The following is a 25,342-nucleotide window of genomic DNA, read 5'->3' on the forward strand; positions in this document are numbered from 1 at the left end:
CGCCCGGTGGGGCTTTTCTGGCCGTTTTGGCCGGTTGTGGGGCTGGCCCGCGGGGGGGGGCCCCCGCCGGGCCGGTAACCGGTCGGCCCGAACCCGGCGGGCCATGTGACACGGCCGGTGACACGAGGTGTGTCACCGGCCGCGTCATGGGCGCCCTGTCACAGGCACCGTGTCACGGGCGCAGGGCCTCCTGGACCAGCGCGGTGTCGGTGAACTGCTCGAACTTCGTGGCGACGCCGTCCTTGACGTGCCACACGTGCGTGAAGCGGACGTCCATGTACTTGCCGGTGGCGAGGTAGGTGCCCCGGTAGTTGCCGATCACGACGATCGTGTCGCCGCCGTCGACGTACTCCTCGGGAACCGCCTGGTAGTTGTCCCACTCGCCGCCGAGCCTGGCGAAGACCTTGTCGCGCACCTCGTCAGGGCCGATGTAGGTGCCCGCGTACGGGAAACCGGCCATCTCGGTCCACGCGGCGTCGGGGCCGAGCAGGCCCAGGATGCCGTTGACGTCACCCGCCGCCGAAGCCTCGTATGACGCGCGGACCGCGTCGAGGTTCTTGCTCATTGCCTCTCCTTACTTCACTTCGCTTCGCTGAACAGCGCTTGTCCTCAGACGGGCTCTCCGCCGTCCGGGTAGGTCACCTGGCCGAGCGGCTGGATGTAGGCGCCGCCGCCGGAGTTCCTGATGTCTCCCTCGCCGGAGATGCCGAGGAAGGAGCCGACCGAGCGCAGCGCGGCCCAGTCGTACAGCCAGGTCGCGGCCACCGGGATGAGGAACTCCCTGAAGGTGAAGACGTAGACGTCCTCGGCGATCTTCCAGGTGCTCGCCATGTCCACGTCACCGTGGCCGCGCTGCTCGCCGACGAGGCACTGCCAGGCGTAGCGTTCGGAACTGAGGTAGACGTGTTCGTAGAGGTGGTTCGGGCTGTAACGGTACAGCGCCCGCCTGCCGATCAGGTCACGAGTGGGTGCGGGCGCCTCGCCCGTGACCTCACGACCGTCGATGGTTCCGGGGGTGAAGGTCTGGGAGACCTGAGGCTCGCCGGGGGTCCGCTCCTCAGCGACGATGGAGACGATGCGCAGGGCGCGCCCGGTCGCGGTGTGCAGGACGACGACGTACGCCTCACGGGGCTGCGAGGCCTGGGTCCAGTGAACGAAGAAGAGATCGTCGCGTACGGCGATCGCCTCGTACCAGTCGGCGGCACCGCCGTCGACGCTCACACTGTGCGCGTCCTTGAAGGAAAGGGTGGTCGTGGTCCCGTCGTCGAACGTCAGGCTCACCTCGGTGCCGGCGAGGACGTCGGAGACCGGAATTCGGTTGGTGTCGATCCCGGCGGCGAAGTCGTCCATGTTCTTCCAGCCGTCTGGCCGGTCTACTTCGGCGGTCACTACGACTCCTTCCTACGCGAAGTTATCTATGAAATCATATAGCTTCTAGCTGCAAAGGAGTAGGCCGATGAGGCTAAAAGGTAAGGTCGCCCTGGTCACCGGGGCCGGTACGGGAATCGGCGCGGCTGTCACCCGAAGGTACGTGGAAGAGGGCGCCAGAGTCGTTCTGACCGGTCGGAGAGAGGCGCTCCTTACCGAGGTCGCCACTCCGCTCGGAGACGCGGCCGTGGCCTTCGCCGCCGACGCGACGGACGCCGCCCAGATGCGGGCGGCGGCGGACCTGGCGCGTGAGCGCTTCGGCTCGCTCGACATCGTCGTCGCGAACGCCGGTGGACACGGGGGTTCCGGGGTCGCGGACACCGACGACGAGTCGTGGGGGCTCAGCCTCGACGCCAACCTCAACAGCTGCTTCGTGACCTGTCGGGAGACGCTGCCCGCGCTGATCGAGAGCCAGGGAAGCATCGTGATCGTCTCCTCGATCGCGGGTCTGGCCGCCGGACCCAACGTATGCGGATATGTCACGACCAAGCACGCGCTGGTGGGGCTGACCAAGTCGCTGGCCCGTGACTACGGCCCCAAGGGCGTGCGGGTGAACTGCCTGTGTCCCGGCTGGGTGCGTACCCCGATGGCCGACCACCAGATGGACGAGCTCGCCGCCCGCGACGCCATCACCCGTGACGAGGCCTACGACCTGGTCACCAAGGACGTCCCGCTGCGCCGCCCGGCCACCTCCGAGGAGATCGCCGACATCTGCCTGTTCCTCGGCTCCGCCGAGTCGGCCATCATGACCGGTTCCGTGATCGTCGCCGACGGCGGCGCCATGGCCGTCGACCTGCCGACCCTGGCGTTCGGCTGATCCTCGACGCCCGTACGGTGCCCGGCGGCTCACGCCGGGCACCGTACGGGTCAGGAGGCCGGTCGCTCCTGAGCGCGGAGGAAGAGGGCGACCACCACCGCCGTGACCAGGCAGAGGGCGGCGTTGACGACGACCGCGACGCTCACTCCGCCGAGCACGTTCCCGGCACCCTCCCCACCCTGGGCGTGGACGTAGGCCGCGACGACGGCGCTCATGACCGGGATGCCCATGGTGATGCCGACCTGCTGGCTCATCGTGGCCAGACCTGTCGCCAGCCCCTGCTCCCCGTCGGGAAGCCCGGAGGTCGCGGTGACCATGAACCCGACGATCGCGACCAGGTTGGCCACCCCACCGGCGAAGGTCGCCACCAGAAGCAGGGCGATCCAGCCGGGCTCCGGCCCGAGCAGAGCGAGCGGAAGGGTCGAGGCCGCCTGGACGACGAGGCCCGCGACGACGGCCCTGGCGCCGCCGATCCCGCCGATGACCCTCGGGCCGACGATCCCGCCCAGTACGGTGCCCACGCCGAGGACGGCGAAGGCCAGACCGGCGCCCAGCGGGGAGTAGCCGAGGACCTTCTGCAGGTAGAGGGTGAGCAGGAAGACCAGGGAGGTCTCCGTCGCGAAGGCCAGCAGCCCGGCGACGTTGCCCAGACCGACACTGCGCCGCTTCAGGATCGCGACCGGCACCAGCGGCGCGGCGACACGCTTCTCGATCATCCAGAAGGCGGCAAGGAGCAGCACGCCGGCGCCCAGGGCACCCAGCACGGCCGGGTCGCTCCAGGAACGCTCGCCCGCCGTGGTGAGTCCGTAGATCAGGGCCAGCAGGCCCGAGGTGACCGCGACCGCCCCCAACGGGTCGAGTTTCGGCCGTTCCGCGGGCCGGGTCTCGGTGAGCGTGGACGGGGCCAGGACGAGCACGACGACCGCGACCGGCACGTTGACGAAGAACGCCCACCTCCAGCTGAGCAGGTCGGTGAGGACGCCGCCCAGGATCGCCCCGGTGGTGAAGCCCGCGGCCATGAGGGCGCCGTTCAGGCCGAGCGCCCGCTCCCGCAGCGGCCCCTCGGGGAAGGCGGTCGTCAGCAGGGAGAGCGCCGCCGGAGTGACGGCGGCGGTGGCCAGCCCCTGGGCGACACGGGCGATCAGCAGCGGTTCGGGAGAGGTCGCCAGGCCACCGGCCAGGGACGCGACGCCGAGCAGCGCCATGCCGGACAGGAAGATCCTGCGCCGTCCGAAGAGGTCGGCGAAGCGCCCGAACAGCAGGGTGAACCCCGCGGCGCAGAGCGCGAAGGCGGTGGCGATCCACTGCAGGTTCCGCAGGGAGAAACCGACGCTCTCCCCGATCTCCGGCAGGGCGACGTTGAGAATCGAGAAGTCGACCGCGAGGGTGAAGCTCGCGCTCAGCAGCAGGGTCAGAGTGAGCCGCTGCCTGGTCGTCATCCTGGGCCGGGTCCGTTGGTCCACGCTTGGCACGTCGAGGGTCCGTTCTCGCTGGTGGCTTCCGCTTTCGGTTCACCACCATCGATCGGACCGGGATCGGCAACCAGGCCTCAGAAGCTCCTACCCACCGGTTGCCTGGCACCGGCAGGGACAGGCACGGCCCGGATAAACCGGGCACCATGGACTTCATGCAGGACATCACGGCACTCGGGGAGTTTCTCCGCACGAGACGAAGCAGGCTCAAGCCAGAGGAAGTGGGCGTCGCCTCCTACGGCAGGCGTCGTGTGCCGGGCCTTCGCCGGGAGGAGCTGGCCCAGCTCGCCGGTGTCAGCGCCACCTACTACACCCGGCTGGAGCAGGGGCAGAGCGCCAACGCCTCGGAGGCCGTCATCGACTCCCTGGCCCGCGCGCTCGACCTGAACGAGGACGAACGCGCCCACCTGCACGACCTCGCCAGGCCGGTCCCCGCCAAACGCCGCAGACCCGCCAGGCCCGCCACGGTACGGCCCGGCACCCGCCAGCTCATCGACGCCATGGGTGAGGTTCCCGCCGTGGTGCTGGGACGGCGTAACGAGGTGCTCGCCTGGAACAGGCTCGGACACCTGCTTCTCGCCGGGCACCACGCCTTCGACGCCCCCGACCGGATCGCGGACCGGCCGAACCTGGCCCGGATGCTCTTCCTCGACCCGCACCACCGCAACCTCCACGTCCACTGGGAGGAGGAGGCGATCCGTGCGGTGGCCTCGCTCAGGGTCGTGGCGGGCCGCTACCAGGACGACCGCGAGCTGGCGGAGCTGATCGGCGAGCTGTCCATGAAGAGCCCGGAGTTCGCCGCCATGTGGTCCCGGCATCCGGTGGCGACCTGCGCCTCCGGCACCAAGCGCTTCCAGCACCCGGAGGTCGGCGACCTCACCCTGGAGTTCGAGGTCCTGCACCTGCCGGACGACTCGGGCCACCGCGTGCTGATGTACAGCGCCAAGCCCGGCGGCTCCTCGGAGGCCGCGCTGAAACTCCTGCGGAGCATGGTGAGCTCCGTCGGTTTCTGACGCCGGAGGAACCGGCCGTGGCCCTCCCGGCCGGCAGGAGGCCGGAAGGACCACGACCCGCCGGACCGGGTACGGCCCGGCGGGAACGGTCCGGGCCAGGGGCGCCGGACCGGAGAAGGGTCAGGAGACGCCGAACCGGGAGATCGGCAGGTCCTCGGTCGCCACGTGCACGATGTGCGACTCGGTGTAGACGTCGATGCTGTGCTTGCCGCCCTCACGGCCGAGGCCACTGGCCTTGACGCCGCCGAACGGGGTGCGCAGGTCACGGACGTTCTGGGAGTTGACCCAGAGCATGCCCGACTCGATCTGCTGGGCGAGCCTGTGCGTGCGGCGCAGGTTGTTCGTCCACAGGTAGGCGGCCAGGCCGTACCGGGTGTCGTTGGCCAGCTCCAGCGCCTCCTCCTCGGTGGAGAACGGCGTGACGCACACGACCGGGCCGAAGATCTCCTCCTGGAAGATCCGCATCTTCGGCGAGACGTCCGCGAACACCGTGGCCGACAGGAAGTTGCCGACCGGCAGGCTGTCGGGGCGCGAGCCACCGGCGACCAGACGGGCGCCCTCGTCGATGCCGATCTGGACGTACTCCATGACCCGGGCGTAGTGCTCGGGGTGGACCAGCGCGCCCAGCTCGGTCGCCGGGTCGTCCGGGGCGCCGACCTTCACGCGGGAGGCGCGCTCGGCGAAGCGCTGGACGAACTCCTCGTAGACGGTGTCCTGGACCAGAACGCGGGAGCTGGCCGTGCAGCGCTCGCCGTTCAGGGAGAAGACACCGAAGACGGCGGCGTCGAGCGCGCGGTCGAGGTCGGCGTCGTCGAACACGATCAGCGGGGACTTGCCGCCGAGCTCCATCGACAGCGTCTTCAGGTTGTCCGCGGCGTTGCGCATGATGATCTGGCCGGTGGTGGTCTCACCGGTGAAGGAGATGATCGGCACGTCGGGGTGCGCGACCAGGGCGGCGCCCGCCTCCTCACCGATGCCGTGCACGATGTTGAACACACCGGCGGGCACGCCCGCCTCCTCCATGATGGCCGGAAGGAGGCTGGCCGACAGCGGGGACCACTCGGCGGGCTTCAGGATGACCGGGCAGCCGGCCGCGAGCGCGGGCGCCAGCTTCCAGGTCTCCAGCATGAACGGGGTGTTCCACGGGGTGATCAGGCCCGCGACGCCGATGGGCTTGCGGATCACATAGTTCAGCTGGGCGGAGGCGACGCGGTAGACGTCCTCACCCAGGGTGGTGATGACGTCGGCGAAGAACCGGAAGTTCTGCGCGGCGCGGTGGGCCTGGCCACGGGCCTGGGTGATCGGCAGACCGGTGTCCCGGCACTCCAGGGAGGCGATCTCGTCGTCCCGCTTCTCGATCGCGTCGGCGATCTTGCGCAGGACGCCGGCGCGCTGCTGGGCCGGCATCTTCGGCCACGGGCCCTCGGTGAAGGCCTTGCGGGCCGCGGCGACCGCGGCCTCGATGTCCTCGGCCTGACCGGCGGAGACCGTCAGGTACTCCTCGTTGGTCGCGGGCTCAAGGGCGGTGAACGTCGCGCCGGAGACGCTGGGGACATGTTCCCCGCCGATGTAGTGCTGCAGGTTCATCAAGCCACTCCCTCACTCTGGGCCAGCAGTTCGTTGATCCGCTTGATCCCCGCGTCGGTGGGCGTGATCAGAGGCGGGCGGACATGACCGGAGGCGATCAGACCGCGTTGTTCCAGGACCCACTTGGCAGGGGCGGGGTTCGTTTCGACGAACAGCAGCTCGACCAGGGGGTGCAGGGCGTAGTGCAGGTCGAGGGCGGTCTTGTGGTCGCCCTCGACATAGGCGGTGTACATCTTCGCGACGGCGGCCGGGGCCAGGTTGGCGACCGCACTGACGAAGCCGACGCCGCCGATGGCGAGCAGCGGCAGGCAGAGCAGCTCGATGCCCGACCACATCAGGAAGTCACGGCCGCACTTGTGGAGCACCTGGGAGAAGTGCTCGAAGTCCTTGGTGGTCTCCTTGATGCCCACGACGTTGTCGTGGTCGCGGCGGAGCCTGGCCACCGTCTCGGGGGCGATGTCGACCGCGGTCCGCGACGGGACGTTGTAGATGACGATCGGCAGGCTGGGGAACTCCTTGGCGACCGTGGAGTACCAGCTGTAGAGCGCCTCCTGGGTGGGACGCGCGTAGTACGGGGTGATGACGAGGGCGGCGTCGGCGCCGAGACGCTCGGCCTCCGCGGTCAGGCGCATGGTCTCGTCGAGCTTGGCGGAGCCGGTGCCCGGCAGGAACGGCACGCGGTCGGCGGTCTCCTCGGCGACGGCTGCCATCGCGGCGATCCGCTCGTCGACGCTCTGCGCGCCGGGCTCACCGGTCGAGCCGCCGATCGAGATGCCGTGGGAGCCCTGTTCGAGCTGCCAGCGGACCAGGGCACGCAGCGAGTCGAGGTCGAGCTCGCCCGTCGCGGTGAACGGGGTCACCACGGGGGCGAGGGACCCGCGAATGCTCGCGGGATCCGAACGGAACTTCATGTGATCACTCCTTGTGCTGCTACAGGTCGGTCTTCGCGGGGGTCAGGGTCACTCGGCGCTTGCCTGCTCCTCGTAGACCTGGCGCCAGGCCTTGTTCATCGGGTAGAGGCCGTCGACAGAGGCGCCCTCGTCGACTCGCTCGTAGATGAAGCGCTCCTCCTTCTCCTGCTTGACGGAGTCGCGCGCGACCTCGGCGACCAGCCGGGGCGGGATCACGACAACGCCCTCCGCGTCACCGACCAGGACGTCACCCGGCATGACCAGCACGCCGCCGCAGTCCACCGGGATCTGCGAGTCCATCGGGACGTGCCTGCGCCCGAGCACGGCCGCGTGCGCGACGCCGTAGTAGGAGGGCATGTCCAGGCTGGAGAAGGAGGGGCTGTCCCGCAGACCGCCGTCGGTGATCACGCCGACGGCGCCGCGGCGCAGGGCGCGCAGTGCGAGGATGTCGCCCAGCGTGCCCGCGCCGTGGTTGCCCCTGGCGCTGATGACCAGGACCTCACCCGGCTGGATCTCCTCGACGGTGCGCTTCTGCGCGTTCATGCCGTTGCCGATCTCGGCGAAGACGTCCTCACGCAGCGGGAGGTAGCGAAGCGTCCTGGCGACGCCCACCATGCGCAGGTCGGGCCTGGCGGGCTTGACGCCCTCGATGAAGTGGTGGTCGATGCCCCGCTTGCGCAGCTGGGAGGAGATCGTCGCGGTGGAGACGGACTTCAGGGCCGCGATGAGGTCCTCGTCGAGGACGCCCGTCTTCTCGGCGCCGGGGACGGGGGTCGAGCCGTACGCGGCGGCCTTGAGCTGGTCGGTGACCTTGGGCTGCACGCCGTAGGGGGGCAGGGGGCCCTCGTCGGCGACGACCTCGTTGCGGAGCCTGCCGGTGTCCTCAAGCTCGACCTCGACCACGTCGCCGGGCTGCACGACGGTCGATCCCGCGGGGGTGCCGGCCAGGATGATGTCACCCGGTTCGAGCGTCATCAGCCGGGACAGGTCGGCGATCAGCAGGTCGAAGCCGAACAGCAGTTCGTCGGCGCACGCCTCCTGGACCAGGTCCCCGTTGACGTAGGTGCGCAGCCACAGCTTCGACGGGTCGTCCGTCTTGAGGATGGCCGGGCCGATCGGCGTGTAGCCGTCCTGGCCCTTGGCGCGGAGGTTGGAGCCGAGGTCGGCGTGCTTGAAGTCGTAGACCCCGAAGTCGTTGGCGGCGGCGTAACCGGCCACGTGGCCGAGCGCCTCCTCGGGGGAGACCCGGTGGGCCCGGGTGCCGATGATGATGGCGATCTCACCCTCGAAGGCCATCAGCTCACAGCCCGCGGGCCGGACGACGGGCCGACCCGACCAGGACAGTGAGGAGGCGGGCTTGAGAAAGTAGGAGGGGACCGCCGGGGTACGCCCACGCTCGGCCGCTCGGCTGCGGTAGTTGAGATGGACCGCGATGATCTTTCCTGGCGTCAGGCCGAGCGGGTGATCCACGGCCACCTCCCTGAGTTAAATCGTATACGACATCATGCATGATACGCGATGAGGTCACGTCGGGCTATAGACAAAGATATTTGAATTCGTACATGATTTGGAGGTGTTCGGGCTTGTGAGACCCACCGCGGGGGAACACGAGCACCGGACGGACCCGAGGAGATCGACAGATGACGGACCTGGCCAGCGGAGACGGGCGCGTTCCCGTGTCCCGCACGGCCGCCGACGGCCTCTTCGCGGCGGGTACGGCCCGCGTTCGGGCGGTGACGCCCCGGAGGACACACCGGCCGATCGTCCGGATACTGTCTGAGAACGACCCCGGTGCCCCCCACGACATCGTGGATCGTGCCAGCACCTCGGAGTACGGCCCCGCGACCTTCGCCACGGCCTTCGTCCGAACCAGGGACCTGTCCACCCCCCACCGCACGACGGCCGGGGACAGGGCCGGAGCCGTCCTCACCGACATGATCCATGTCCCGGATGCCGCGACCAGCGGCCACGACCGGGGGATGGGACCGTACGCCATCGTCGCCTATACAGAAGTCAAGGGCGTCTGGACACACCTGGGAGGGTCGTGATGGGAGAGCTCGTCATGGCGGCCAAGATCACGCATGTGCCGTCGATCTGGCTGTCGATTCAGCCCGGTAAGCACTTCGGCATCCGGAGGAACGCCGAGCTGGCACTCACGGAGATCGGCAGGCGGGCCCACGAGCGTGGGGCCGACACCTTCCTGGTCGCCGACACCCACTGGCTGAACAGCATCGGCTTCCACCTCAACGGCAAGGAACGCCACCAGGCCACCTACGTCAGCCACGAGCTGCCGCACTTCATCCACGACCTGGCCTACGACTACCAGGGCGACCCCGAGCTGGCCGAACTGGTCCGTGAGGAGATCGTCGCGGGCGGGCAGAAGGCACGCGTCCACGACTACAACGACCTCGGCCTTGAGTACGCCACTCTCGTGCCGATGTACTTCATGAACAAGGACTCCTCGATCCGGGTGCTGCCGATCGGCTGCAACATGTACTCCACGATCGAGGAGAACCGCAGGATCGGCGAGGCGCTGATGCGGGCCATCCGCCGCAGTGACAGGAAAGTGGCCTTCCTGGCCAGTGGCTCGCTGTCGCACGCCTTCCCGGCCAACGAGATCGCCGAGTCGATGCTCGACGACGTGAGCAGCGAGATCAACCGGCAGGTGGACATCAGCGTCCTCGACATGTGGACGCAGGGCCGTACGGCCGAGTTCCTGGAGATGCTGCCCGACTACAACAAGCGCTGCACGGGAGAGGGCGCCATGGCCGACACGGCCATGCTCTTCGGTCTGCTCGGCTGGGAGAATTACACCGGCAACGGCGAGCAGCTCTGTCCGTACTTCGGCAGCAGCGGCACCGGCCAGGTGGTCGTCGACTTCCCCCTGCCCGCCGAGGTCTCCTGATCCCCAGGGGTACGGACGTCTTCCGGCGGAGATCGGAGACGTGCAGTACGATAAGAAATCGTATGTGAAAGACTCTTCGAGGAGTACGCGACCAATGCAGGACCGACAGGGCTTGGCCTCTCGTGTTTTCCCCTCTGACCACCCCGTCGACCTGCCCCCCGTGCTCCTCCTGCACGGCATCGCCTCCGACGGCGAGACCGACTGGGTCGCGCCGGGCACCGTCGCCGCGCTGAACGACGCCGGGCGCACCGCCGTCGTGGTCGACCTGCGCGCCCACGGCGCCAGTCCCGCCTCCGACTCCGCCGAGGAGGCGGGCGCCCCGGCGCAGGCACGCGACATCCTGGCCGTGCTGGACGAGGCGGGCGTCGAGACGTTCGACATCGCGGGCTACTCGCTGGGCGCCAGGCTCAGCTGGGCGGTCGCCGAGGCGGCTCCGGAGCGCGTGCGCCGGGCCGTACTCGGCGGGCTCAGCCCCGTCGAGCCCTTCACCATGGTGGACATCGCCGCCCTCCACAAGGCCGTCGCCGAGGGCGTGCAGCCCGAGGACCCCTTCACCGGGATGATCGCCGGGATGGTCGGCTCCCGTGGCCCCGAGCGGGCGCCGGGTCTCGCGCTCGTCGTCGAAGGCCTGGCCGGGAGCCCGTTCGACCCGAAGGGATGGCCCGGCCAGACCCCGCCGGTCTTCGTCGTCGGCCAAGACGACATGATGACGAACGGAATCGAGCGTATCGTCGGTCTGGTAGACGGAGCGGAGCTGCTCACCGTCCCGGGCGACCACTTCGGCGCGCTCACGGGTGCCGAGTTCCGTGGCATCGTCGTGAGGGCGCTGAGCCGGTGATCACCAACGGGGCGGGCGCCCACCAGGGCAGCGGCCCAGGGTTAAGGATGAGGGGACACCGGTGAGAGTGGTCAAGAAGACCGCCAAGGCCAAGGAGTCGAAGGCGGAGATCAGCTACGGGCTGCTCCGTTCACGAATCCTCGACGGAACGTACGGCCCCGGCTACCGGCTGGTCATGGACCAGCTCGCCAGGGAGACCGGAGTCAGCACGATCCCGCTGCGCGAAGCCGTACGGCGACTGCAGTCGGAGGGACTCGTCGAGGTCGTGCGCAACATCGGCGCACGCGTGGCCGTCTTCGACTCGACCCAGGTCGAGCACACGCTCAACGTCCTGGCCCGGCTTGAGGGATACGCCACGGCGATCTCCGCCCCTCTCATGTCGCCCGAGCAGATCGAGGAGTCGCGGGAGATCAACGCCCGCATGGTCGAGGCCCTTGAGGAGTTCGACCCGACCTCCTTCACGGCCCTCAACCGGCAGTTCCACTTCTCGATCTACCAGTACTGTCCGGACGACCACCTGGCCAACCTGCTTGAGTCGGAGTGGGCGCGGCTGGACCACATGCGACGTTCAAGCTTCACCTACGTTCCTGGACGGGCCCGGCGTTCGGTGGTCGAGCACGAGCACATGCTCGACCTGATCTCGATGGGCGCCCCGGCGGAGGAGATCGAACGGGTGGCCTGCGCCCACAAGATCGCCACGGCCGAGGCGTTGCACAACGCCCATGTGACGGCTGTGTAGTTTTGCGCCGCCTTCGGCGGCGCGGGGCTGTGTCTCTTTGCGCCGCCTTCGGCGCCGCGGGTTCGGGTGCTTCGAGCCGACGCTTTCCCTCGTCACTCCGTCGCTTCGCTCCTGCGTTCCTCAGTCCAAGCGCCGGCGCACCCGAACCGACACTCCTCACACTTGGCGCCGGTACCCCGAACTCCTCACGCTGGGCGTCGGGAGAGGGGGTGAGTAGGGGCGTGGCGGCCTTCTGGGGTGGGCAAGTGCGGAAGCTGTGGAAAAGGGCCGTGTTCTAGGGTCGTGGTCATGAAGCAGCTGCCTGCGCTTTCCGTCGCGGAGGTCTTCTCGGAGCGACTCCTGCTGCGCAGGGCGTTGCACGATGGCGACCGTGAAGGACTCGTCGAGCTCTCGACCGATCCCGAGGTCCAGACGTACATCGGTGGCCCTCGTCCTCTGGGTGAGGTCGAGCGGCACTTCGACGAGGTCATGGCCTCCGGCGCGACGACCAGACCGGGCAACTATGTCATCGCGGACAACACGACGAACCAGGTCATCGGGACGTTGATGCTCGCCCGCTGGTGGACCGACCACCCGCAGCGGGTCACCGAGGACGGCGAGGAACTGGTCCTCGGCTATGTCCTGCGGCGCGGCGCGTGGGGCGCGGGGTACGCGTTCGAGGCGGCGACGGCCGCGTTGCGCGCGGCGGCCGAGGAGTTCCCCGACCAGCCGGTCGTCCTCGTGACCCAGACCGCGAACAAACGATCCCTGAAACTCGCCGAACGCCTCGGCTTCCACCTCACCACCACGTTCGAGGAATTCGACGCCGAACAGGCCCTCTGCGTCACACGCCTGTCCACTTTCAAGGCCTGATCACCGCTGTGGGCGCGGGGCTTTCGGACGTGCCTCCGCTGGCCGGGCCGTAAAGGCCGTGACCGGCCTGCTCATCACCCTGAAGGGTTCGCAACCGGGTGAGCACGATCCGGCCCGGGTGGTCTGGGGCGGCGGGTCCCTCATCGCCCTGAAGGGTTCGTGGCGGTGCGAAAGTGTGGGCGGGGCGCTCGTTGAGTGAGTTTCGGCTCTTGGGCGGAACGGGGTGTCGCTTGAGCCGGGCCGGTCGGGAGGCCGCGCATCGTCGGCGCATCGCGGGACCATCAACCGGGACCTACAGGATCGGTGCCACAAGAAGCACCGAACAGGGAGTGTCCCCATGTCCACCACCGCCACCGTCGTCACCGTCCTGGCCGCCCTCTGGGTGGGTTTCTCCGCCTTCTCCCTCCTGCGCCGCGCCGAATGGGTCGTGAAGCCGCTGATGGACTACGGTGTCCCCCGCTCGTGGTGGACCTGGCTCGGCGCGGCCAAGGCCGCCGGGGCCGTAGGTCTGTTGGCCGGCCTGTTCGTGCCGGTCGTCGGCGTGGCGGCCGGGATCGGCCTGGTGCTGTACTTCGCCGGGGCCGTCGTCACCGTGCTCAGGGCGCGCTCGTACTCGACCGTGGTCTTCCCCCTGCTGTACATGGGCCCGGTGGTCGCGGCCCTGGCGCTGGGACACCTCGCCTGACAGCGGCACGTGTCCGCTCGGCCCTCACGGGGTGGTGAGGGTCGAAATAGGCTGACCGCGGTTGTCCGTGATGGCGAAGGAGTAACTGTGACCACAGACCCGACGATGACCCGGATCGGCCAGGGGATGGAGTTGCATCACAAGGGCCAACGTGAAGCCGCTCGCGACATGTTCGCGCGGATCTGGGACGACATCGGCGGTGAACAGGGCGACCCGCTGCATGTCTGCGTCCTCGCCCACTCGATGGCCGACGTCCAGGACGACGTGCGGCAGGAGCTGACGTGGGATCTGCGGGCGCTCGCCGCCGCCGATCTCCTCACCGACGAGCGGGTGGCCCAGGCCGGGTCACCCCTTTCGGTGGCCGGTCTGTATCCGTCGCTGCATCTGAACCTGAGCGAGTGCTACCGCAAGCTGGGCGATTTCGACCGCGCTCGTGAGCATCTCCAGCAGGCGCGGGCGGGGGTCGGCGCGCTCGACGACGACGGGTACGGGCGGCTCATCAGAGGTGGCCTGGAGCGGTTGGCCGAACAGTTGGGCGAGACCACCTGACCGCGCGGCTGAAGCCGGGATTCGAGAGCACACCTTGCCGCCGGTGGCGAGGTGCCCTCCGCGCTGGTGTGTGTCACGACGTCACCTTCGACTTGTGGCGGGATTAGCCGGAAAGCTGGACGTAAGTGGTGGATTCTCCGGTTTGGGGGTGGTTGGGAGGTCGTGCTGCTGTTAGGTTATGCCCCTAACGAAGGTTAGCCTTACCTTAGGGGGCGCGGTGGTGTCGCAACGGCGAGTTGTCGGGCGTCCCGGGCGGACCACCGCGCGCGACATCGAGAAGACCGGGGTCGGAGGGAGGATCACCTCGCCGTCGCGCCGGGGATACGCGCCGGGCATGACGGCGGTGGTCCGTGGGACGGTCGTCGGGAGCACGGCGAGACCGACGGTCACGGTGAACCCGATGCCTCGGGCTGCCGAGAGCCTGAAGGCCATGAGGGCTACGGAGGGGGCGCGGTGATGGCCGCGCGGGGTTTCCAGGGAGCCGTCATGCGCGGCTTCGGGGCTCGTGACCATGTGGCGACCGTGGTGCGGACGTCCATGGTCACGCCGCACATGGTACGGATCCACATGTCGGCGCCGACCCTGTTCGAGAACGTCACCGTCGGCCCCACCGCGTGGCTGCGGTTCTGGTTCCCCGATCCCACCGGGTCCGACAGGGAGCATCAGCGCGCCTACACCCTCGTCTCGTGCGAGCCGGAGACCGGCGAGTTCGCCGTGGACGTGGTGCTGCACGAGCCCGCGGGACCGGCGACCGTGTGGGCGAGGAGGGCCGAGCCCGGCGACGAGGTCCAGGTGATGTCGTTCGGCTCCTCGCGCTTCGCCGTACCGGACGAGCCGCCTGCGGGATATCTGCTGGTCGGCGACCCCGCCTCGGTGCCCGCGATCAACGGCATCGTCGCCGCGCTGCCCGACGACGCCGAGATCGCGCTCTACCTGGAGAAACAGCACGAGGAGGACGAGCTGATCCCGCTCGCCTCCCATCCGGGGCTGCGGGTGCGGTGGGTGCCCCGCGACGGCGAGACCTCGCTGGCCGCCGCGATCGACGAGCGTGACTGGTCCAACTGGTACGCCTGGGCGGCGACCGAGGCGGGCTCCCTCAAGCACCTGCGCAGGACCCTGCGTGACAGGTTCGGCTTCCCCAAGGCCGACACCTACGCCCAGGCCTACTGGACGTACGGCAGGGCCATGGGTTCGCTGCGCCGTACCGACGAGGAGAAGGCCACCGAGCAGGTATCCGCCGAACGGGAAGTCACGGCGTCGGCCGTACGGCCTGCTGAGGAGAAGGCCGTCGGGCAGCGGCCTGATGGGCGGGAGGCCGTACGGTCTGGTGGGGCGGCTTCCGCGGTGCGGGACGTGCGAACCGGGCGGGAGGCCGCCGAGTCGGCGTCGGGCGTGAAGCCTGGTGGGGCGGTTCCCGCCGCGCAGGCCGCTCGGGAGAAGCAGGGGCGGTGGCGGTCGCAGGCGGCCAAGGAGCTGCTCGCGCCGGTGAAGACCGCGATGATCGTCGCCGGGGTGGTGCAGGGGGTCGTCACGCTGGTGCAGCTCGCGCCGTTCGTGCTGCTGGCGGAGCTGGCGCGGCTGCTGCTCGCGGGGGCCGACGGGGACCGGCTGTGGGGCACCGCCGTGGCCTTCCTGGTCGTCTTCGGCGCCGGAGCGCTGCTGGGCGGTGCGCTGACGGTGTGGCTGCATGTCGTGGACGCGCGGTTCGGCGCGCGGGTCCGTCACCGGCTGCTCGGCAAGCTCGTACGGCTGCCGCTCGGCTGGTTCACCCGGCGTGGCTCCGGGGCGGTCAAGAAGCTTGTGCAGGACGACACACTGGAGCTGCACGGTCTGGTCACGCACGCCATCCCCGACGGGGTCGCGGCCGTCGTCGCCCCGGTCGCGGTGCTGGTCTACCTGTTCGCGACCGACTGGCGGCTGGCGCTCGTCCTGTTCGTCCCGATCATCGTGTATCTCTTCGCCTTCGCCGCGATGATGTTCCAGAGCGGCCCGAAGATCGCCGAGGCGTCCCGGTGGGCGGAGCGGATGGGCAACGAGTCGGCCGCCTTCTTCGCGGGGCAGCCGGTGATCCGGATGTTCGGCGGCGTCGCGGCCTCCTCCTTCCGGCGTGAGCTTGAGTCCTACATCGGCTTCCTGGACGGCTGGCAGCGGCCGTTCATCGGCAGGAAGACGTTCATCGACCTGGTCACCCGCCCGATGACCTTCCTGTGGTTGATCATGGTCGTCGGCACGCCCATGGTCGTCTCCGGGGCCATGGAGGCGGCGACGCTGCTGCCGTTCCTGCTGCTCGGCACCACCTTCGGCGCGCGGCTGCTGGGCATCGGCCTCGGGATGGGCGGCGTCCGCGCGGGCGTCCTGGCGGCCCGCCGTATCGCCGTCGTCCTCGGCGAGAAGGAACTGGCCGTCCGGCCTGGGACGGTGGAACCGGAGGGGGAGCGGGGGGTTGTCCGCTTCGCGGGGGTGAGCTTCGGCTACCGGCCCGGCAAACCCGTCATCCACGACGTCTCGCTGACCCTGCGGCCGGGTACGGTCACCGCGCTCGTCGGTCCCTCGGGGTCGGGCAAGTCGACGCTCGCCGGACTGCTGGCCCGCTTCCACGACGTGGACTCCGGCGCCGTCACCGTCGGGGGACGCGACATCCGTGCGATGTCCGGTGACGACCTTTACACCCGTGTCGGGTTCGTCTTCCAGGACGCGCAACTCGTGCACGGAACCGTACGGGAGAACATCGCCCTGGCCAGGCCGGAGGCGACCACGGCCGAGATCGAGACGGCGGCGCGGGACGCGCGGATCCATGAGCGGATCCTGCGGCTGCCCGACGGCTACGAGACCGTGCTGGACGGCGACGGCGGACTCTCCGGCGGGGAACGGCAGCGCCTCACCATCGCGCGTGCCCTGCTCGCCGACACCCCGGTGCTGGTCCTCGACGAGGCGACGGCGTTCGCCGACCCCGAGTCCGAACACCTCGTGCAGCAGGCCCTGACCCGGCTCACCCGAGGCCGTACGGTGCTCGTCGTCGCGCACCGCCTGCACACCGTCGTCGACGCCGACCGGATCGTCGTCCTCGACCACGGCCGCGTCGCCGAGACCGGCACCCACACCGAGCTGATCGCGTCCGGCGGCCGTTACCGCAGGCTGTGGGACAGCCGGGGAAGCGTACCCGCCAAGGCGGAGGTGTCCCGATGATCCGTACCCTCGTCCGGCTCGTCCCCGCGACCGATCGGGGCAAGGTGGTCGGGTACGCCCTTCTCGCCGTGGTCTCCGCGATCCTGCGGGGAGTCGGCTGCCTGCTGCTCGTCCCCCTGCTCGGCGCGTTGTTCTCCACGGTTCCGGCCGACGCGCTGCCGTGGCTGGGCGCGCTCACCGTGAGCGTCGTGCTCGTGTGGGCCGTGGACACGGCCGTGTCCCGTATCGGCTTCGACATCGGGTTCACGCTGCTCGGCACCGTGCAGCGCGACCTCACCGACCGGCTCACCCGCATCCCGCTCGGCTGGTTCACCGCCGAACGCACGGCGACCGCCAGGCAGGCCGTCGCCGCCTGCGGCCCCGAGTTGGTCGGGCTCGTCGCCAATCTGCTCACCCCGTTGCTGAGCGCCGTCCTGCTTCCTGTCGTGATCGCGATCGGCCTGACGGGCTTCGCCTGGCAACTCGGGGCCGCCGCCTGGGTCGCCGTCGTGGGACTGCTGGCCGCGCTGTGGGCGACCACCAGGATCACCCGCGCGGCCGACGCCGCCGACACGGCCGCGCACAGCGCGCTGACCGAGCGCGTCCTGGAGTTCGCCCGCACCCAGCAGGCACTGCGCGCCGCCCGCAGGGTCGAACCGGCCCGTAACGGCGCGGGAGCCGCCGCCGTCGCGCAGCGCGGTACGGCGCTGCGCCTGGTGCTGCTGCAGATCCCCGGGCAACTGCTGTTCGGCCTGGCCGGTCAGGTGGCGCTGGTCGCGCTCGCCGGAGCCGTCACCCTGCTCCACCTCGACGGGAGCCTCGGAGCGCCGCAGGCCGTGGCGCTCGTCGTGGTGGCCGTACGGTTCCTCGAACCCTTCACCGTGATCAGCGAGCTGGCACCCGCGATCGAGTCCGTCCGGGGCACCCTCGACACCCTGCGCGCCATCCTCGACGCCCCGGCGCCCCCTGTTTCAGTCGCCGCTTCGGCCCCCGGCCGGGACGCGCCGCGCGTCGAGTTCCAGGGGGTGGGCTTCGGCTACGGCGACGACGAGGTGCTCAAGGACCTGTCCTTCAGCCTCGAACCGGGGACGACCACGGCCGTCGTCGGCCCCTCCGGCTCGGGGAAGAGCACGATCCTGTCTCTCGTCGCGGGCTTCCACGAGGCCTCGCGGGGACGCGTCCTCATCGACGGCCAGGACGTCTCCGGGCTCGACCCGGCCACCCGGCAGCGGCTGTCCAGCATGGTCTTCCAGCATCCGTACCTGTTCGGCGGGACCATCCGCGACAACGTCCTCGCCGGTGACCCGGACGCCGAACCGGCACAGGTCGCGCAGGTCATGCGGCTCGCCCAGGTGGACGAGATCGTCGGGCGGCTGCCCGACGGGGAGCGTACGGACGTCGGCGAGGCCGGGGCCGCCCTCTCCGGCGGTGAACGGCAGCGCGTCAGCATCGCCCGCGCCCTGCTCAAACCGGCGCCGATCCTGCTGATCGACGAGGCGACCAGCGCCCTGGACACCGAGAACGAGGCCGCCGTGGCCCAGGCGCTGAGCCAGGACGTACGGCGACGCACCCGTGTCATCGTCGCCCACCGCCTGGGCGGCATCCGTCACGCGGACCGGGTGCTCTTCGTCGAGGACGGCGCGATCGTCGAACAGGGAACCCCGGCGGAACTGCGCGCGGCCAACGGCCGCTTCGCCGAGTTCTGCCGCCACCAGGAACAAGGAGAGGACTGGCGCCTGCGCTCGGCCGCCCCCGACCACGACCTGGTCCTCTCCCCGGACCCGGACTGAACCGGCCCCCGAAGGAGAGGGTTCAGACGACGATGACCCGGCGTCCGCGGGTGTGACCGGCCTGGCTGTCGGTGTGTGCCGCCGCCGCTTCGGCGAGGGTGTACGACTTCTCGACGGGGATGTGGAGTTTCCCCCGGGAGATGAGGTCGGCGGCCTCGGCGAGCGCGTCCGGCACGCTTCCGGCCACGCCGGAGAACCGGACGCCGAACTCCGGCGCGCCGAGATCGGCGATGGAGATCACCTTCTGCGGATCCCCGGTCAGTTCGACGAGTTCGCGGATCACACCGGAGCCGGCCAGGTCGAGGGCCGCGTCGACATGACCGAGCCGTCGCACCCGCTCGACCCAGCCCTCGCCGTACGTCGTGGGGACGGCGCCCAGGCCGCGTAGGTAGTCCTGGTTCGCGGCCCCGGCTGTGCCGATCACCGTGATGCCACGGTCACGGGCGATCTGCAGCACCGCCGATCCGACTCCGCCGGAGGCGCCGCTGACCAGCAGCGTCTGCCCGGGCCGTACACCGACCTGGTCGATGACGCGCAGCGCGGTCTCCACCACGGAGGGGTATCCGGCCGCCTCCTCGAACGTCAGTCCCTTGGGCATCGGGGCCCAGGCCGACAGCACGGCGAACTCGGCGTAGGTGCTCGAACCCTCGCCGAACACGTGGTCACCGACCTTGACCCCTTCGACGCCCGCGCCGACCTCGTCCACCACCCCGGAGGCGTCCAGCCCGACCCCGGCGGGCAACTCGATCGGACGGGCCTTCTGGAACTGACCTTCGCGAATCCGCCAGTCGACGGGGTTCACCCCCGCCGCCCGTACGGCGACGCGTATCTTCCCAGGTCCCGCGTGGGGCTCCTCGGCGTCCACGAGTCGCAGGACGTCCGGGCCGCCGAACACGGCGAAGCTCACTTTCCTCATGCCGCCGACCGTAGCACTAACGGTTAGCATTTTGGAACCGTTGTTATTTCGTATCTGATAGCATCACGGCATGACCGTGCCGTCCGGGCGCCGCGAGCGCAAGAAGGCCGCGACCCGCCAGAAGATCGCCGAAACCGCCCTGCGTCTCTTCCTGGAGCGTGGATACGACGCGGTGGGCATCCGGGACGTGGCTGCCGAGGCCGACGTGGCCGTCACCACGGTCTTCTCGCACTTCGCCTCGAAAGAGGCCCTGGTGTTCGGGCAGGACGAGGACTTCGAGCGACGCCTCAGGCAGGCGGTCACCGACCGGGCGCCGCAGGAGCCGCTCATCCCCGCGCTGCGCCGCGAGATCCGGGCCATGGTGCGCCACTGCGCGTCGAACAGCGGCACCCCGATCTGGGGCATGATCGACAAGACACCCGCCCTGCGGGAGTACGAGGAGTCGATGAGGCTGCGCCACGCGGAGTCCCTGGCGACGGCCATCGCCGCCGATCCCGACCTGGCACGCACCACGACGGCCTGCCGGACGATCGCGAGGTTCGTGGTCGACTCCTACGCGCTGGCCCGCGAGGCCCCCGACCCGGAAGCCGCCGTGGACGAGATCTTCCAAATGATCGAAGCCGCCTGGTCGGCCACCAAGGGGTAACCCTCGGACTTGGATCCCGCCACCCGGCCTGTCCACCTCCGGCCGGGTGAGAAGCCCTCTCCCTCCGCCCCCGCCGAACCGCCCCCCGCGACCGCGCACACCCGACGACACGCCGATCAGCAGGGATTCCGATCCGGACACACCCGGTGCCACGGACGAGAGACCTCAGTTCAGGCGCCGACGCCGTACACGAGAAGTTTCGGCCCGCGCCTTACCAACCCCCACACGCAAGAAGTTTCGGTCCATACGCACCAACCCCAAGCGTGAAGAGTTCGGGGTACCGGCGCCAGGTGTAAGGGGTTTGGCCTTACCGGCGCCAGGTGTGGAGAGTGTCCGGCTTGGGCGCGTCGGTGCTTGGACTGAGGAACGCAGGAGCGCAGCGACGAAGTGACGAGGGAAAGCACCGACTCAGGGCGCCCAAGCCCGCGACGCCGAAGGCGGCGCAAAGAGACACAGCGACGAGGGAAAGCGTTGGCGCGAAGCGCCCGGACCCGCGGCGCCTTCGGCGCCGCAATAAACACAGCCCGGCGCCCCCCCACGGTGCGCCGGGCTGTGTTGTTCTGGGGTCACACCAGGAGCTGGCCGCCGTCCACCTGGACCACGGTGCCGGTGATGTGACCGGCGTTCGCGGAGGCCAGGAACAGCACCAGCGGTGTGATGTCCTCGGTGGTCGCGATCTTGCGGAGCGGGATGCGCGACTCCCACGCCTCCCGGGCCTCGGCGTTCTCCATCAGACCGGCGGTCATCGGGGTGTGCACGGGACCGGGGGCCACGCCGTTGACGCGGATGCCGTGACCGGCCAGCTCGACGGCGCCGGTGCGGGTCAGCGCGTCCACGGCGGCCTTGGTGGCCTCGTAGTGACCCATGCCGGGGGTCGGCTGGCGGGCGCCGATGGAGCTGATGTTGACGATGCAGCCGCCCTTGCCCGCCTTGATCATCTGCGCGGCGACCGTCTTGGTGACGGTGAAGGTGCCGCGGAAGTTGACCGAGACGACCGTGTCGAAGACCTCGAAGGGGAGGTCGACGAGGAGGCCGCCACCGGCGACGAGGCCGGCGTTGTTGACGAGGACGTCGACGGTGCCGAGCTTCTCGGCGACCTCCTCGACGGCCGCGTTGACGCTCTCGGGGTCGGTGACGTCGAGGGTGACGGCGTGGCCGCCGATCTCGGCGGCGACCTCGTCGGCGCCCGCGCGGTTGACGTCGGCGACGACGACACGGTCACCGGCGGCGGCGAACGCCTCCGCGACGGCCCTGCCGATGCCGCTCGCGGCGCCCGTGACGAGGACGACGCGTCCTTCGGCGCCGCTCACCGGGCTTCCGCGACGATCACGCGGGGGCTGCCGGGCAGTGCGAGGGTCTCGACGGGGGTCCAGCCGGCCTCGGTCAGCCAGCCGTGGACCTGGTCCTCGGGGTAGACGATGGTGCCGTCGATGGTGAGGTACTCACCGGCGTGCAGGGCGTCGATGCTGCGCTGCTTGTCGTCGTTGTCGAGGAAGAAGTCGAGCAGCAGGAGCTTGGCGCCGGGGACGGCCGCCTCGCGGGCGCGCTTGACGATGGCCCTGTTCTGCTCGTCGTCGTAGCGGTGCGCGACGTGCTCAAGGAAGACCAGGTCGAAGCCGGTGGGGATGTCGCCCTGCAGCGGGTCGCCCTCGACGATCTCGACGCGCTCGTTCAGGCCGGCCTCGGCCAGCACGCCCCTGGCGGCCTCGACGAGCGGGCCGCCGGAGAAGAAGGTGCCGTTGAGCGCGGAGTTGGCGGTCAGGGCCTCGACGAGGAAGGAGACGGACAGGCCGCCGTAGTCGAGGACCTTGGTGTAGGGGGAGAAGTCGAAGTTGTCGGCGAGCATCTTGGCGTGCAGCGCGTTGTAGGTCATGACGCCGCCCATGAAGATGTCCATGCGGTCGCCGGACATGTCCAGGTCGCCGGGCTTGCCGGTGCGGACGGTGTTGATGAAGCCGAGCCAGTGGCCGTAGCTGACGGCGTCGAGGAAGGCGAGGAACTTACGCAGGTCGAGGTCGCCGGCGGAGCCCGCGAGGTACCGCGCGGTGGCGGGGGTGTTGGCGTACACCCCGTCGGTGCGGGTGAGGAGGTCGAGGCTCGACATCGCGTCGGCGAGAATCCTGGCGACGTTCGCGGGGATCCCGGCGCGCTCGGCGATTTCGGCGGCGGTCGCGGGACCGTCGGCCAGCGCCGCGAACACTCCGGCCTCACTGGCGGCGAAGAGCTGCTTGGCGGCCATGTAGCCGATGGCCACGTCCACGATCTTCGAGGGGCTCGCGGACGAGGTGCTGTCGGGGAGAGACGACATGCGATGCGCTCCTTTGATTCCAAACAATATTGGGAATACTATACGATTCACCAGGCAGCGACCAGGGGTCGCACATCGGCATCGGAGGTTCTCTGTGGAGTACTCAGGTCAGGTCCCCCGGCGTCGGCTCGGTGAGCGTGGCCCCCTGGTTCCGGTCTTCGGTCTCGGCTCCTGGAACACCTGGGACAGGATGGAGCGGGACGACGCCGTCGCCCTGATCCGTTACGCCGTCGACCGTGGCGTGAACCTCTTCGACGTCGCCCACTACAACTTCGGTCCGCACGCCGAGAACGCGGTCACCGACATCATCTTCGGTGAGGCCGTCGTCGAGGCCGGGGTGGCCAGGGACGACTACCTCCTGTGCGGCAAGCTCTGGCTGTGGGAGTACCCCAAGTCCTCCTTCGCCGAGCAGATCGACACCTCGCTGTCCCGGATCGGGACCGACAGGGCCGACTCCGTCGTGGTCGGCGACTTCTTCGGCGACCTGGACATCCGCGCCGTGGTCACCGACGTGGCCGAGCTGGTGCGGGCCGGGCGCTTCCAGACCTGGGGCGTGAACAACTGGTCGGCCGACGACCTGTGGTTCGCGCGTGACTTCGCCATCGCCGAGGGCATGGAGCCGCCGTCGTTCGCGCAGCTCAAGTACAGCCTCGCCCGCCGTTCGGTGCCGGACGGCACGCCGTACGGCAGGCTGTTCACCGAGGGCGGTATGGGGCTGCAGGCCTCGGACGTCTTCGAGGGCGGCATCCTGGCGGGCAAGCTGAACCCGCAGCGCAAGATCGGCGCGGACCCGGGCGGCATCCGCGACCGGATCCGTGACTCCTACCCCGAGGTCAAGCGGATCGCCGAGGGCTTCGGCGCGACCCCGGCCCAGCTGGCCATCGCCTTCACCCTGACCCACCCGGCGGCGGCGAACGTGCTCTTCGGCGCCAGCAGCAGGGCGCAGCTCGACGAGAACCTGGGCGCTCTCGAACTGCTCGAACGGCACGGCGACGAGCTGCGTTCCGCGGTCGGGGCGCTGTGGATCGACAAGGGCGTGGTCGCTCCCGACGCCTCCTGGGGCACCGACGCCCCGAACAAGGCCTGACGACTCCGTTCGGCGTCCCGGCCGCCCTTTCCCGGCGGCTCCGGGACGCGTTCGGCTCGTGCCCGTGCCGTACGGCGGGGCAGCGTCCGGAACCAGGCCCGGAACCAGGCCCGTAGCCGGGCCGGAAAACGAGACCGGGTCCGTAACCGGGTTTCGGACGGGACCATACGGCAGGGTGACGTGACGAGGGGCCGGCTCGCGTGTTCGCGGGCCGGTCCCTCGTGGCTTCTCGGTGCGACTGGACGTGGTGTCCTCCGGATCAGCTCTCGTGGACGACGCGGCCGTCCACCATGGTCAGGCTCACCGGGACCTGGGGCAGGGCCTCGGGCTCGACCTCAAGCAGGTCGCCGTCCAGCACGCACAGGTCGGCGACCTTGCCGGCCTCCAGCGAACCCTTCCACGACTCCGCCCCGTCCTGCCAGGCGGGGGTGATGGTGTAGGCCCGCAGGGCCTCGGCGACCGCGAGCCGCTGGGCGGCGCCACGCACGGCGCCGTCGAGACCACGCCGGGTGACGGCGGCGGCGATCCCGACCCGCCAGTCGGGGGTGAGGACCGGGGCGTCGGAACTGAGGCAGAGCTTCACCCCGATGTCCAGTGCGTCACGGGTCGGCCACGTCTGGGGGAGGATGTCCTCGCCCAGGGCTCCGAGCACCATATGCTCAGTCGCCACGGGTATTCCCACCTGGGTGTTCAGTCCGATGCCTGCGGCCGCCATCGTGGCCAGGGTCCTGGAGGAGATCACGTCGCCATGGATGATGTAGTGCCTCGCGTCGCGGCCGTCCCTGGAGGCCGCCGCGGCGAAGGCGTCCGTCACCGTCCTGGTGGTCCTGCTTCCGGTCGCGTGCACGGCGACCTGGTGTCCCGCCGCGTGCGCCGCGTCGATCATCGCGATGAGCACGGCCTCACGCTCGGCCTCGGAGGCCCCCTCGACCAGCAGCCCGCCGTACGTGCCGTCGAGGTAGGGCTCGTCCATCCAGGCGTTGCGCATCGGCGGGATGCCGTCACCGAAGATCTTCACACCCGCGACGCGGAACCAGCCGGGCACGTCGGCGGGGGGCGTGAAGTCACGCAGCCCGTCGAGCACCCCGGACAGCGAGCTCGCGCCGTCCAGCTCGCCGAACAGCATGAGGGCGGTCACCCGGGAGGTGAGCCTGCCCTCCGCCGCGAGGTCGGCGTAGTCGCGCAGGGCCGCGGAGCCGAAGCAGCCGCTCGCCCCGTTGTCCTCCCCTGGGCCGAGGCCCGGTTCGGTGTAGCTCGTGACCCCGAGTGACGCGAGCAGTTCGGCGGTGCGCAGGATCGCGCCACGCCGGTCCTGTGAGGTCTCCAGCCGCGCCGGCGGCTCGCCTCCGTGGTGCCCGGCCGCCATCTGGTCCATGAGGAGGGCGGGCCACATCTGGCCGAGCCAGACGCCGTGGAGGTGGGAGTCGTTGATCCCCGGAAGGACCGATCTTCCCCGCAATGGGATGACGCGGGTGTCGGGACCGATCAGAGATGAAATTTCATCTTCTGTTCCCACCCGGGTGACGCGGCCGCCGGTGATCGCGATCGACTCCGCGACAGTGTCGGCGGCGTCGACGGTGTGCACCTTACCGCCGGTCATGACCACATCCGCCGAGGCGGCGTCGTACCTCGAA

The 25,342-nt window shown here is 69.9% G+C and carries 23 protein-coding genes; 13 read left to right on the top strand and 10 right to left on the bottom strand.

Features of this window, described 5'->3' with window-relative positions; all coding sequences use genetic code 11:
* Positions 1 to 172: 172 nt before the first annotated feature.
* The gene (locus tag ABZ470_RS11185) at positions 173 to 565 is read right to left on the bottom strand and encodes a nuclear transport factor 2 family protein (RefSeq protein ID WP_352014063.1); all 393 of its coding nucleotides are present in this window, start codon (positions 563 to 565) and stop codon (positions 173 to 175) included.
* Positions 566 to 609: 44 nt separating this feature from the next.
* Positions 610 to 1,389 carry a MoaF C-terminal domain-containing protein gene (locus tag ABZ470_RS11190; RefSeq protein ID WP_362911209.1) on the bottom strand — a complete coding sequence of 260 codons (780 nt, stop codon included), beginning with the start codon at positions 1,387 to 1,389 and terminating at the stop codon, positions 610 to 612.
* A gap of 67 nt (positions 1,390 to 1,456) precedes the next feature.
* On the opposite strand from ABZ470_RS11190, the gene ABZ470_RS11195 reads away from it, so the two are divergent.
* Positions 1,457 to 2,245 carry an SDR family NAD(P)-dependent oxidoreductase gene (locus tag ABZ470_RS11195; protein ID WP_352014061.1) on the top strand — a complete coding sequence of 263 codons (789 nt, stop codon included), beginning with the start codon at positions 1,457 to 1,459 and terminating at the stop codon, positions 2,243 to 2,245.
* Between the two features lie 50 nt (positions 2,246 to 2,295).
* Here ABZ470_RS11195 and ABZ470_RS11200 read toward each other — a convergent pair whose 3' ends face one another.
* Entirely contained in the window at positions 2,296 to 3,708 is a 1,413-nt protein-coding gene (locus tag ABZ470_RS11200) for an MFS transporter (protein ID WP_362911210.1), read from the bottom strand.
* 164 nt (positions 3,709 to 3,872) lie between these two features.
* Between ABZ470_RS11200 and ABZ470_RS11205 the strand changes: the two genes are divergently transcribed.
* Positions 3,873 to 4,730, top strand: coding sequence for a helix-turn-helix transcriptional regulator (locus ABZ470_RS11205; RefSeq protein ID WP_362911211.1), 858 nt, complete (start codon positions 3,873 to 3,875; stop codon positions 4,728 to 4,730).
* Positions 4,731 to 4,850: 120 nt separating this feature from the next.
* Here the strand turns inward: ABZ470_RS11205 and hpaE are convergent, their stop codons facing one another.
* Genes hpaE through ABZ470_RS11220 form a run of 3 tightly spaced genes read right to left on the bottom strand, consistent with a single transcriptional unit; the run spans position 4,851 to position 8,698 of the window.
* Complete coding sequence (gene hpaE, locus ABZ470_RS11210; protein WP_352014058.1) at positions 4,851 to 6,317, bottom strand: 5-carboxymethyl-2-hydroxymuconate semialdehyde dehydrogenase; 1,467 nt, start codon at positions 6,315 to 6,317, stop codon at positions 4,851 to 4,853.
* Positions 6,317 to 7,228: a 4-hydroxy-tetrahydrodipicolinate synthase gene (gene dapA / locus ABZ470_RS11215; protein WP_362911212.1), complete on the bottom strand. Its 912-nt coding sequence runs from the start codon at positions 7,226 to 7,228 to the stop codon at positions 6,317 to 6,319. The genes hpaE and dapA overlap by 1 nt, the downstream gene beginning before the upstream one ends.
* A 48-nt stretch (positions 7,229 to 7,276) precedes the next feature.
* The gene (locus ABZ470_RS11220) at positions 7,277 to 8,698 is read right to left on the bottom strand and encodes a fumarylacetoacetate hydrolase family protein (RefSeq protein WP_362911213.1); all 1,422 of its coding nucleotides are present in this window, start codon (positions 8,696 to 8,698) and stop codon (positions 7,277 to 7,279) included.
* Between the two features lie 170 nt (positions 8,699 to 8,868).
* Here ABZ470_RS11220 and ABZ470_RS11225 point away from each other — a divergent pair, with 170 nt between their 5' ends.
* The 9 genes from ABZ470_RS11225 (at position 8,869) to ABZ470_RS11265 (ending at position 18,751) form a co-directional block, all read left to right on the top strand.
* Complete coding sequence (locus tag ABZ470_RS11225) at positions 8,869 to 9,276, top strand: hypothetical protein (protein ID WP_352014055.1); 408 nt, start codon at positions 8,869 to 8,871, stop codon at positions 9,274 to 9,276.
* Positions 9,276 to 10,133, top strand: a complete 858-nt coding sequence (gene hpaD, locus ABZ470_RS11230; protein WP_352014054.1) for a 3,4-dihydroxyphenylacetate 2,3-dioxygenase — start codon at positions 9,276 to 9,278, stop codon at positions 10,131 to 10,133. The genes ABZ470_RS11225 and hpaD overlap by 1 nt, the downstream gene beginning before the upstream one ends.
* A 112-nt stretch (positions 10,134 to 10,245) precedes the next feature.
* Entirely contained in the window at positions 10,246 to 10,971 is a 726-nt protein-coding gene (locus ABZ470_RS11235) for an alpha/beta fold hydrolase (RefSeq protein WP_362911214.1), read from the top strand.
* 61 nt (positions 10,972 to 11,032) lie between these two features.
* A complete protein-coding gene (locus tag ABZ470_RS11240; protein ID WP_352014052.1) occupies positions 11,033 to 11,710 on the top strand; it encodes a GntR family transcriptional regulator in 678 nt (225 codons plus the stop codon).
* A gap of 288 nt (positions 11,711 to 11,998) precedes the next feature.
* Positions 11,999 to 12,562, top strand: coding sequence for a GNAT family N-acetyltransferase (locus ABZ470_RS11245; protein WP_362911215.1), 564 nt, complete (start codon positions 11,999 to 12,001; stop codon positions 12,560 to 12,562).
* Positions 12,563 to 12,899: 337 nt separating this feature from the next.
* Positions 12,900 to 13,247 carry a DoxX family protein gene (locus ABZ470_RS11250; protein ID WP_362911216.1) on the top strand — a complete coding sequence of 116 codons (348 nt, stop codon included), beginning with the start codon at positions 12,900 to 12,902 and terminating at the stop codon, positions 13,245 to 13,247.
* An 87-nt stretch (positions 13,248 to 13,334) separates the two neighbouring features.
* Positions 13,335 to 13,796: a tetratricopeptide repeat protein gene (locus tag ABZ470_RS11255; protein WP_362911217.1), complete on the top strand. Its 462-nt coding sequence runs from the start codon at positions 13,335 to 13,337 to the stop codon at positions 13,794 to 13,796.
* A gap of 456 nt (positions 13,797 to 14,252) precedes the next feature.
* Complete coding sequence (locus tag ABZ470_RS11260) at positions 14,253 to 16,982, top strand: ABC transporter ATP-binding protein/permease (RefSeq protein WP_362911218.1); 2,730 nt, start codon at positions 14,253 to 14,255, stop codon at positions 16,980 to 16,982.
* The gene (locus ABZ470_RS11265) at positions 16,979 to 18,751 is read left to right on the top strand and encodes an ABC transporter ATP-binding protein (protein ID WP_362911219.1); all 1,773 of its coding nucleotides are present in this window, start codon (positions 16,979 to 16,981) and stop codon (positions 18,749 to 18,751) included. Before ABZ470_RS11260 ends, ABZ470_RS11265 begins: the two co-directional genes overlap by 4 nt.
* Positions 18,752 to 18,773: 22 nt before the next feature.
* On the opposite strand, the gene ABZ470_RS11270 is transcribed toward ABZ470_RS11265, so the two are convergent.
* Positions 18,774 to 19,667: an NADP-dependent oxidoreductase gene (locus ABZ470_RS11270; protein ID WP_362911220.1), complete on the bottom strand. Its 894-nt coding sequence runs from the start codon at positions 19,665 to 19,667 to the stop codon at positions 18,774 to 18,776.
* A 70-nt stretch (positions 19,668 to 19,737) separates the two neighbouring features.
* On the opposite strand from ABZ470_RS11270, the gene ABZ470_RS11275 reads away from it, so the two are divergent.
* Entirely contained in the window at positions 19,738 to 20,313 is a 576-nt protein-coding gene (locus tag ABZ470_RS11275; RefSeq protein ID WP_362911221.1) for a helix-turn-helix domain-containing protein, read from the top strand.
* A 566-nt stretch (positions 20,314 to 20,879) separates the two neighbouring features.
* Here ABZ470_RS11275 and ABZ470_RS11280 read toward each other — a convergent pair.
* Positions 20,880 to 21,623 (bottom strand): SDR family NAD(P)-dependent oxidoreductase, encoded by a 744-nt coding sequence (locus ABZ470_RS11280; RefSeq protein ID WP_352014044.1) that lies wholly within the window; start codon positions 21,621 to 21,623, stop codon positions 20,880 to 20,882.
* Positions 21,620 to 22,621, bottom strand: coding sequence for a methyltransferase dimerization domain-containing protein (locus tag ABZ470_RS11285; RefSeq protein ID WP_362911222.1), 1,002 nt, complete (start codon positions 22,619 to 22,621; stop codon positions 21,620 to 21,622). The genes ABZ470_RS11280 and ABZ470_RS11285 overlap by 4 nt, the downstream gene beginning before the upstream one ends.
* Positions 22,622 to 22,715: 94 nt before the next feature.
* Here ABZ470_RS11285 and ABZ470_RS11290 point away from each other — a divergent pair, with 94 nt between their 5' ends.
* The gene (locus ABZ470_RS11290; protein WP_352014042.1) at positions 22,716 to 23,708 is read left to right on the top strand and encodes an aldo/keto reductase; all 993 of its coding nucleotides are present in this window, start codon (positions 22,716 to 22,718) and stop codon (positions 23,706 to 23,708) included.
* Positions 23,709 to 23,967: 259 nt separating this feature from the next.
* Here the strand turns inward: ABZ470_RS11290 and ABZ470_RS11295 are convergent, their stop codons facing one another.
* Entirely contained in the window at positions 23,968 to 25,308 is a 1,341-nt protein-coding gene (locus tag ABZ470_RS11295) for an amidohydrolase family protein (protein ID WP_362911223.1), read from the bottom strand.
* Between the last annotated feature and the right edge of the window lie 34 nt (positions 25,309 to 25,342).

Origin of the sequence: Streptosporangium sp. NPDC020072 (assembly GCF_040631445.1) — a bacterium.
Taxonomy (GTDB): Bacteria; Actinomycetota; Actinomycetes; order Streptosporangiales; family Streptosporangiaceae; genus Streptosporangium.

What these genes read in the sequence shown, in the direction of transcription:
- ABZ470_RS11185 (WP_352014063.1), bottom strand. Translation starts at nt 565, where the DNA reads ATGAGCAAGAACCTCGACGCGGTCCGCGCGTCATACGAGGCTTCGGCG.
- ABZ470_RS11195 (WP_352014061.1), top strand. Translation starts at nt 1,457, where the DNA reads ATGAGGCTAAAAGGTAAGGTCGCCCTGGTCACCGGGGCCGGTACGGGA.
- ABZ470_RS11205 (WP_362911211.1), top strand. Translation starts at nt 3,873, where the DNA reads ATGCAGGACATCACGGCACTCGGGGAGTTTCTCCGCACGAGACGAAGC.
- hpaE (WP_352014058.1), bottom strand. Translation starts at nt 6,317, where the DNA reads ATGAACCTGCAGCACTACATCGGCGGGGAACATGTCCCCAGCGTCTCC.
- dapA (WP_362911212.1), bottom strand. Translation starts at nt 7,228, where the DNA reads ATGAAGTTCCGTTCGGATCCCGCGAGCATTCGCGGGTCCCTCGCCCCC.
- ABZ470_RS11225 (WP_352014055.1), top strand. Translation starts at nt 8,869, where the DNA reads ATGACGGACCTGGCCAGCGGAGACGGGCGCGTTCCCGTGTCCCGCACG.
- hpaD (WP_352014054.1), top strand. Translation starts at nt 9,276, where the DNA reads ATGGGAGAGCTCGTCATGGCGGCCAAGATCACGCATGTGCCGTCGATC.
- ABZ470_RS11245 (WP_362911215.1), top strand. Translation starts at nt 11,999, where the DNA reads ATGAAGCAGCTGCCTGCGCTTTCCGTCGCGGAGGTCTTCTCGGAGCGA.
- ABZ470_RS11250 (WP_362911216.1), top strand. Translation starts at nt 12,900, where the DNA reads ATGTCCACCACCGCCACCGTCGTCACCGTCCTGGCCGCCCTCTGGGTG.
- ABZ470_RS11260 (WP_362911218.1), top strand. Translation starts at nt 14,253, where the DNA reads ATGGCCGCGCGGGGTTTCCAGGGAGCCGTCATGCGCGGCTTCGGGGCT.
- ABZ470_RS11265 (WP_362911219.1), top strand. Translation starts at nt 16,979, where the DNA reads ATGATCCGTACCCTCGTCCGGCTCGTCCCCGCGACCGATCGGGGCAAG.
- ABZ470_RS11270 (WP_362911220.1), bottom strand. Translation starts at nt 19,667, where the DNA reads ATGAGGAAAGTGAGCTTCGCCGTGTTCGGCGGCCCGGACGTCCTGCGA.
- ABZ470_RS11275 (WP_362911221.1), top strand. Translation starts at nt 19,738, where the DNA reads ATGACCGTGCCGTCCGGGCGCCGCGAGCGCAAGAAGGCCGCGACCCGC.
- ABZ470_RS11285 (WP_362911222.1), bottom strand. Translation starts at nt 22,621, where the DNA reads ATGTCGTCTCTCCCCGACAGCACCTCGTCCGCGAGCCCCTCGAAGATC.
- ABZ470_RS11295 (WP_362911223.1), bottom strand. Translation starts at nt 25,308, where the DNA reads ATGACCGGCGGTAAGGTGCACACCGTCGACGCCGCCGACACTGTCGCG.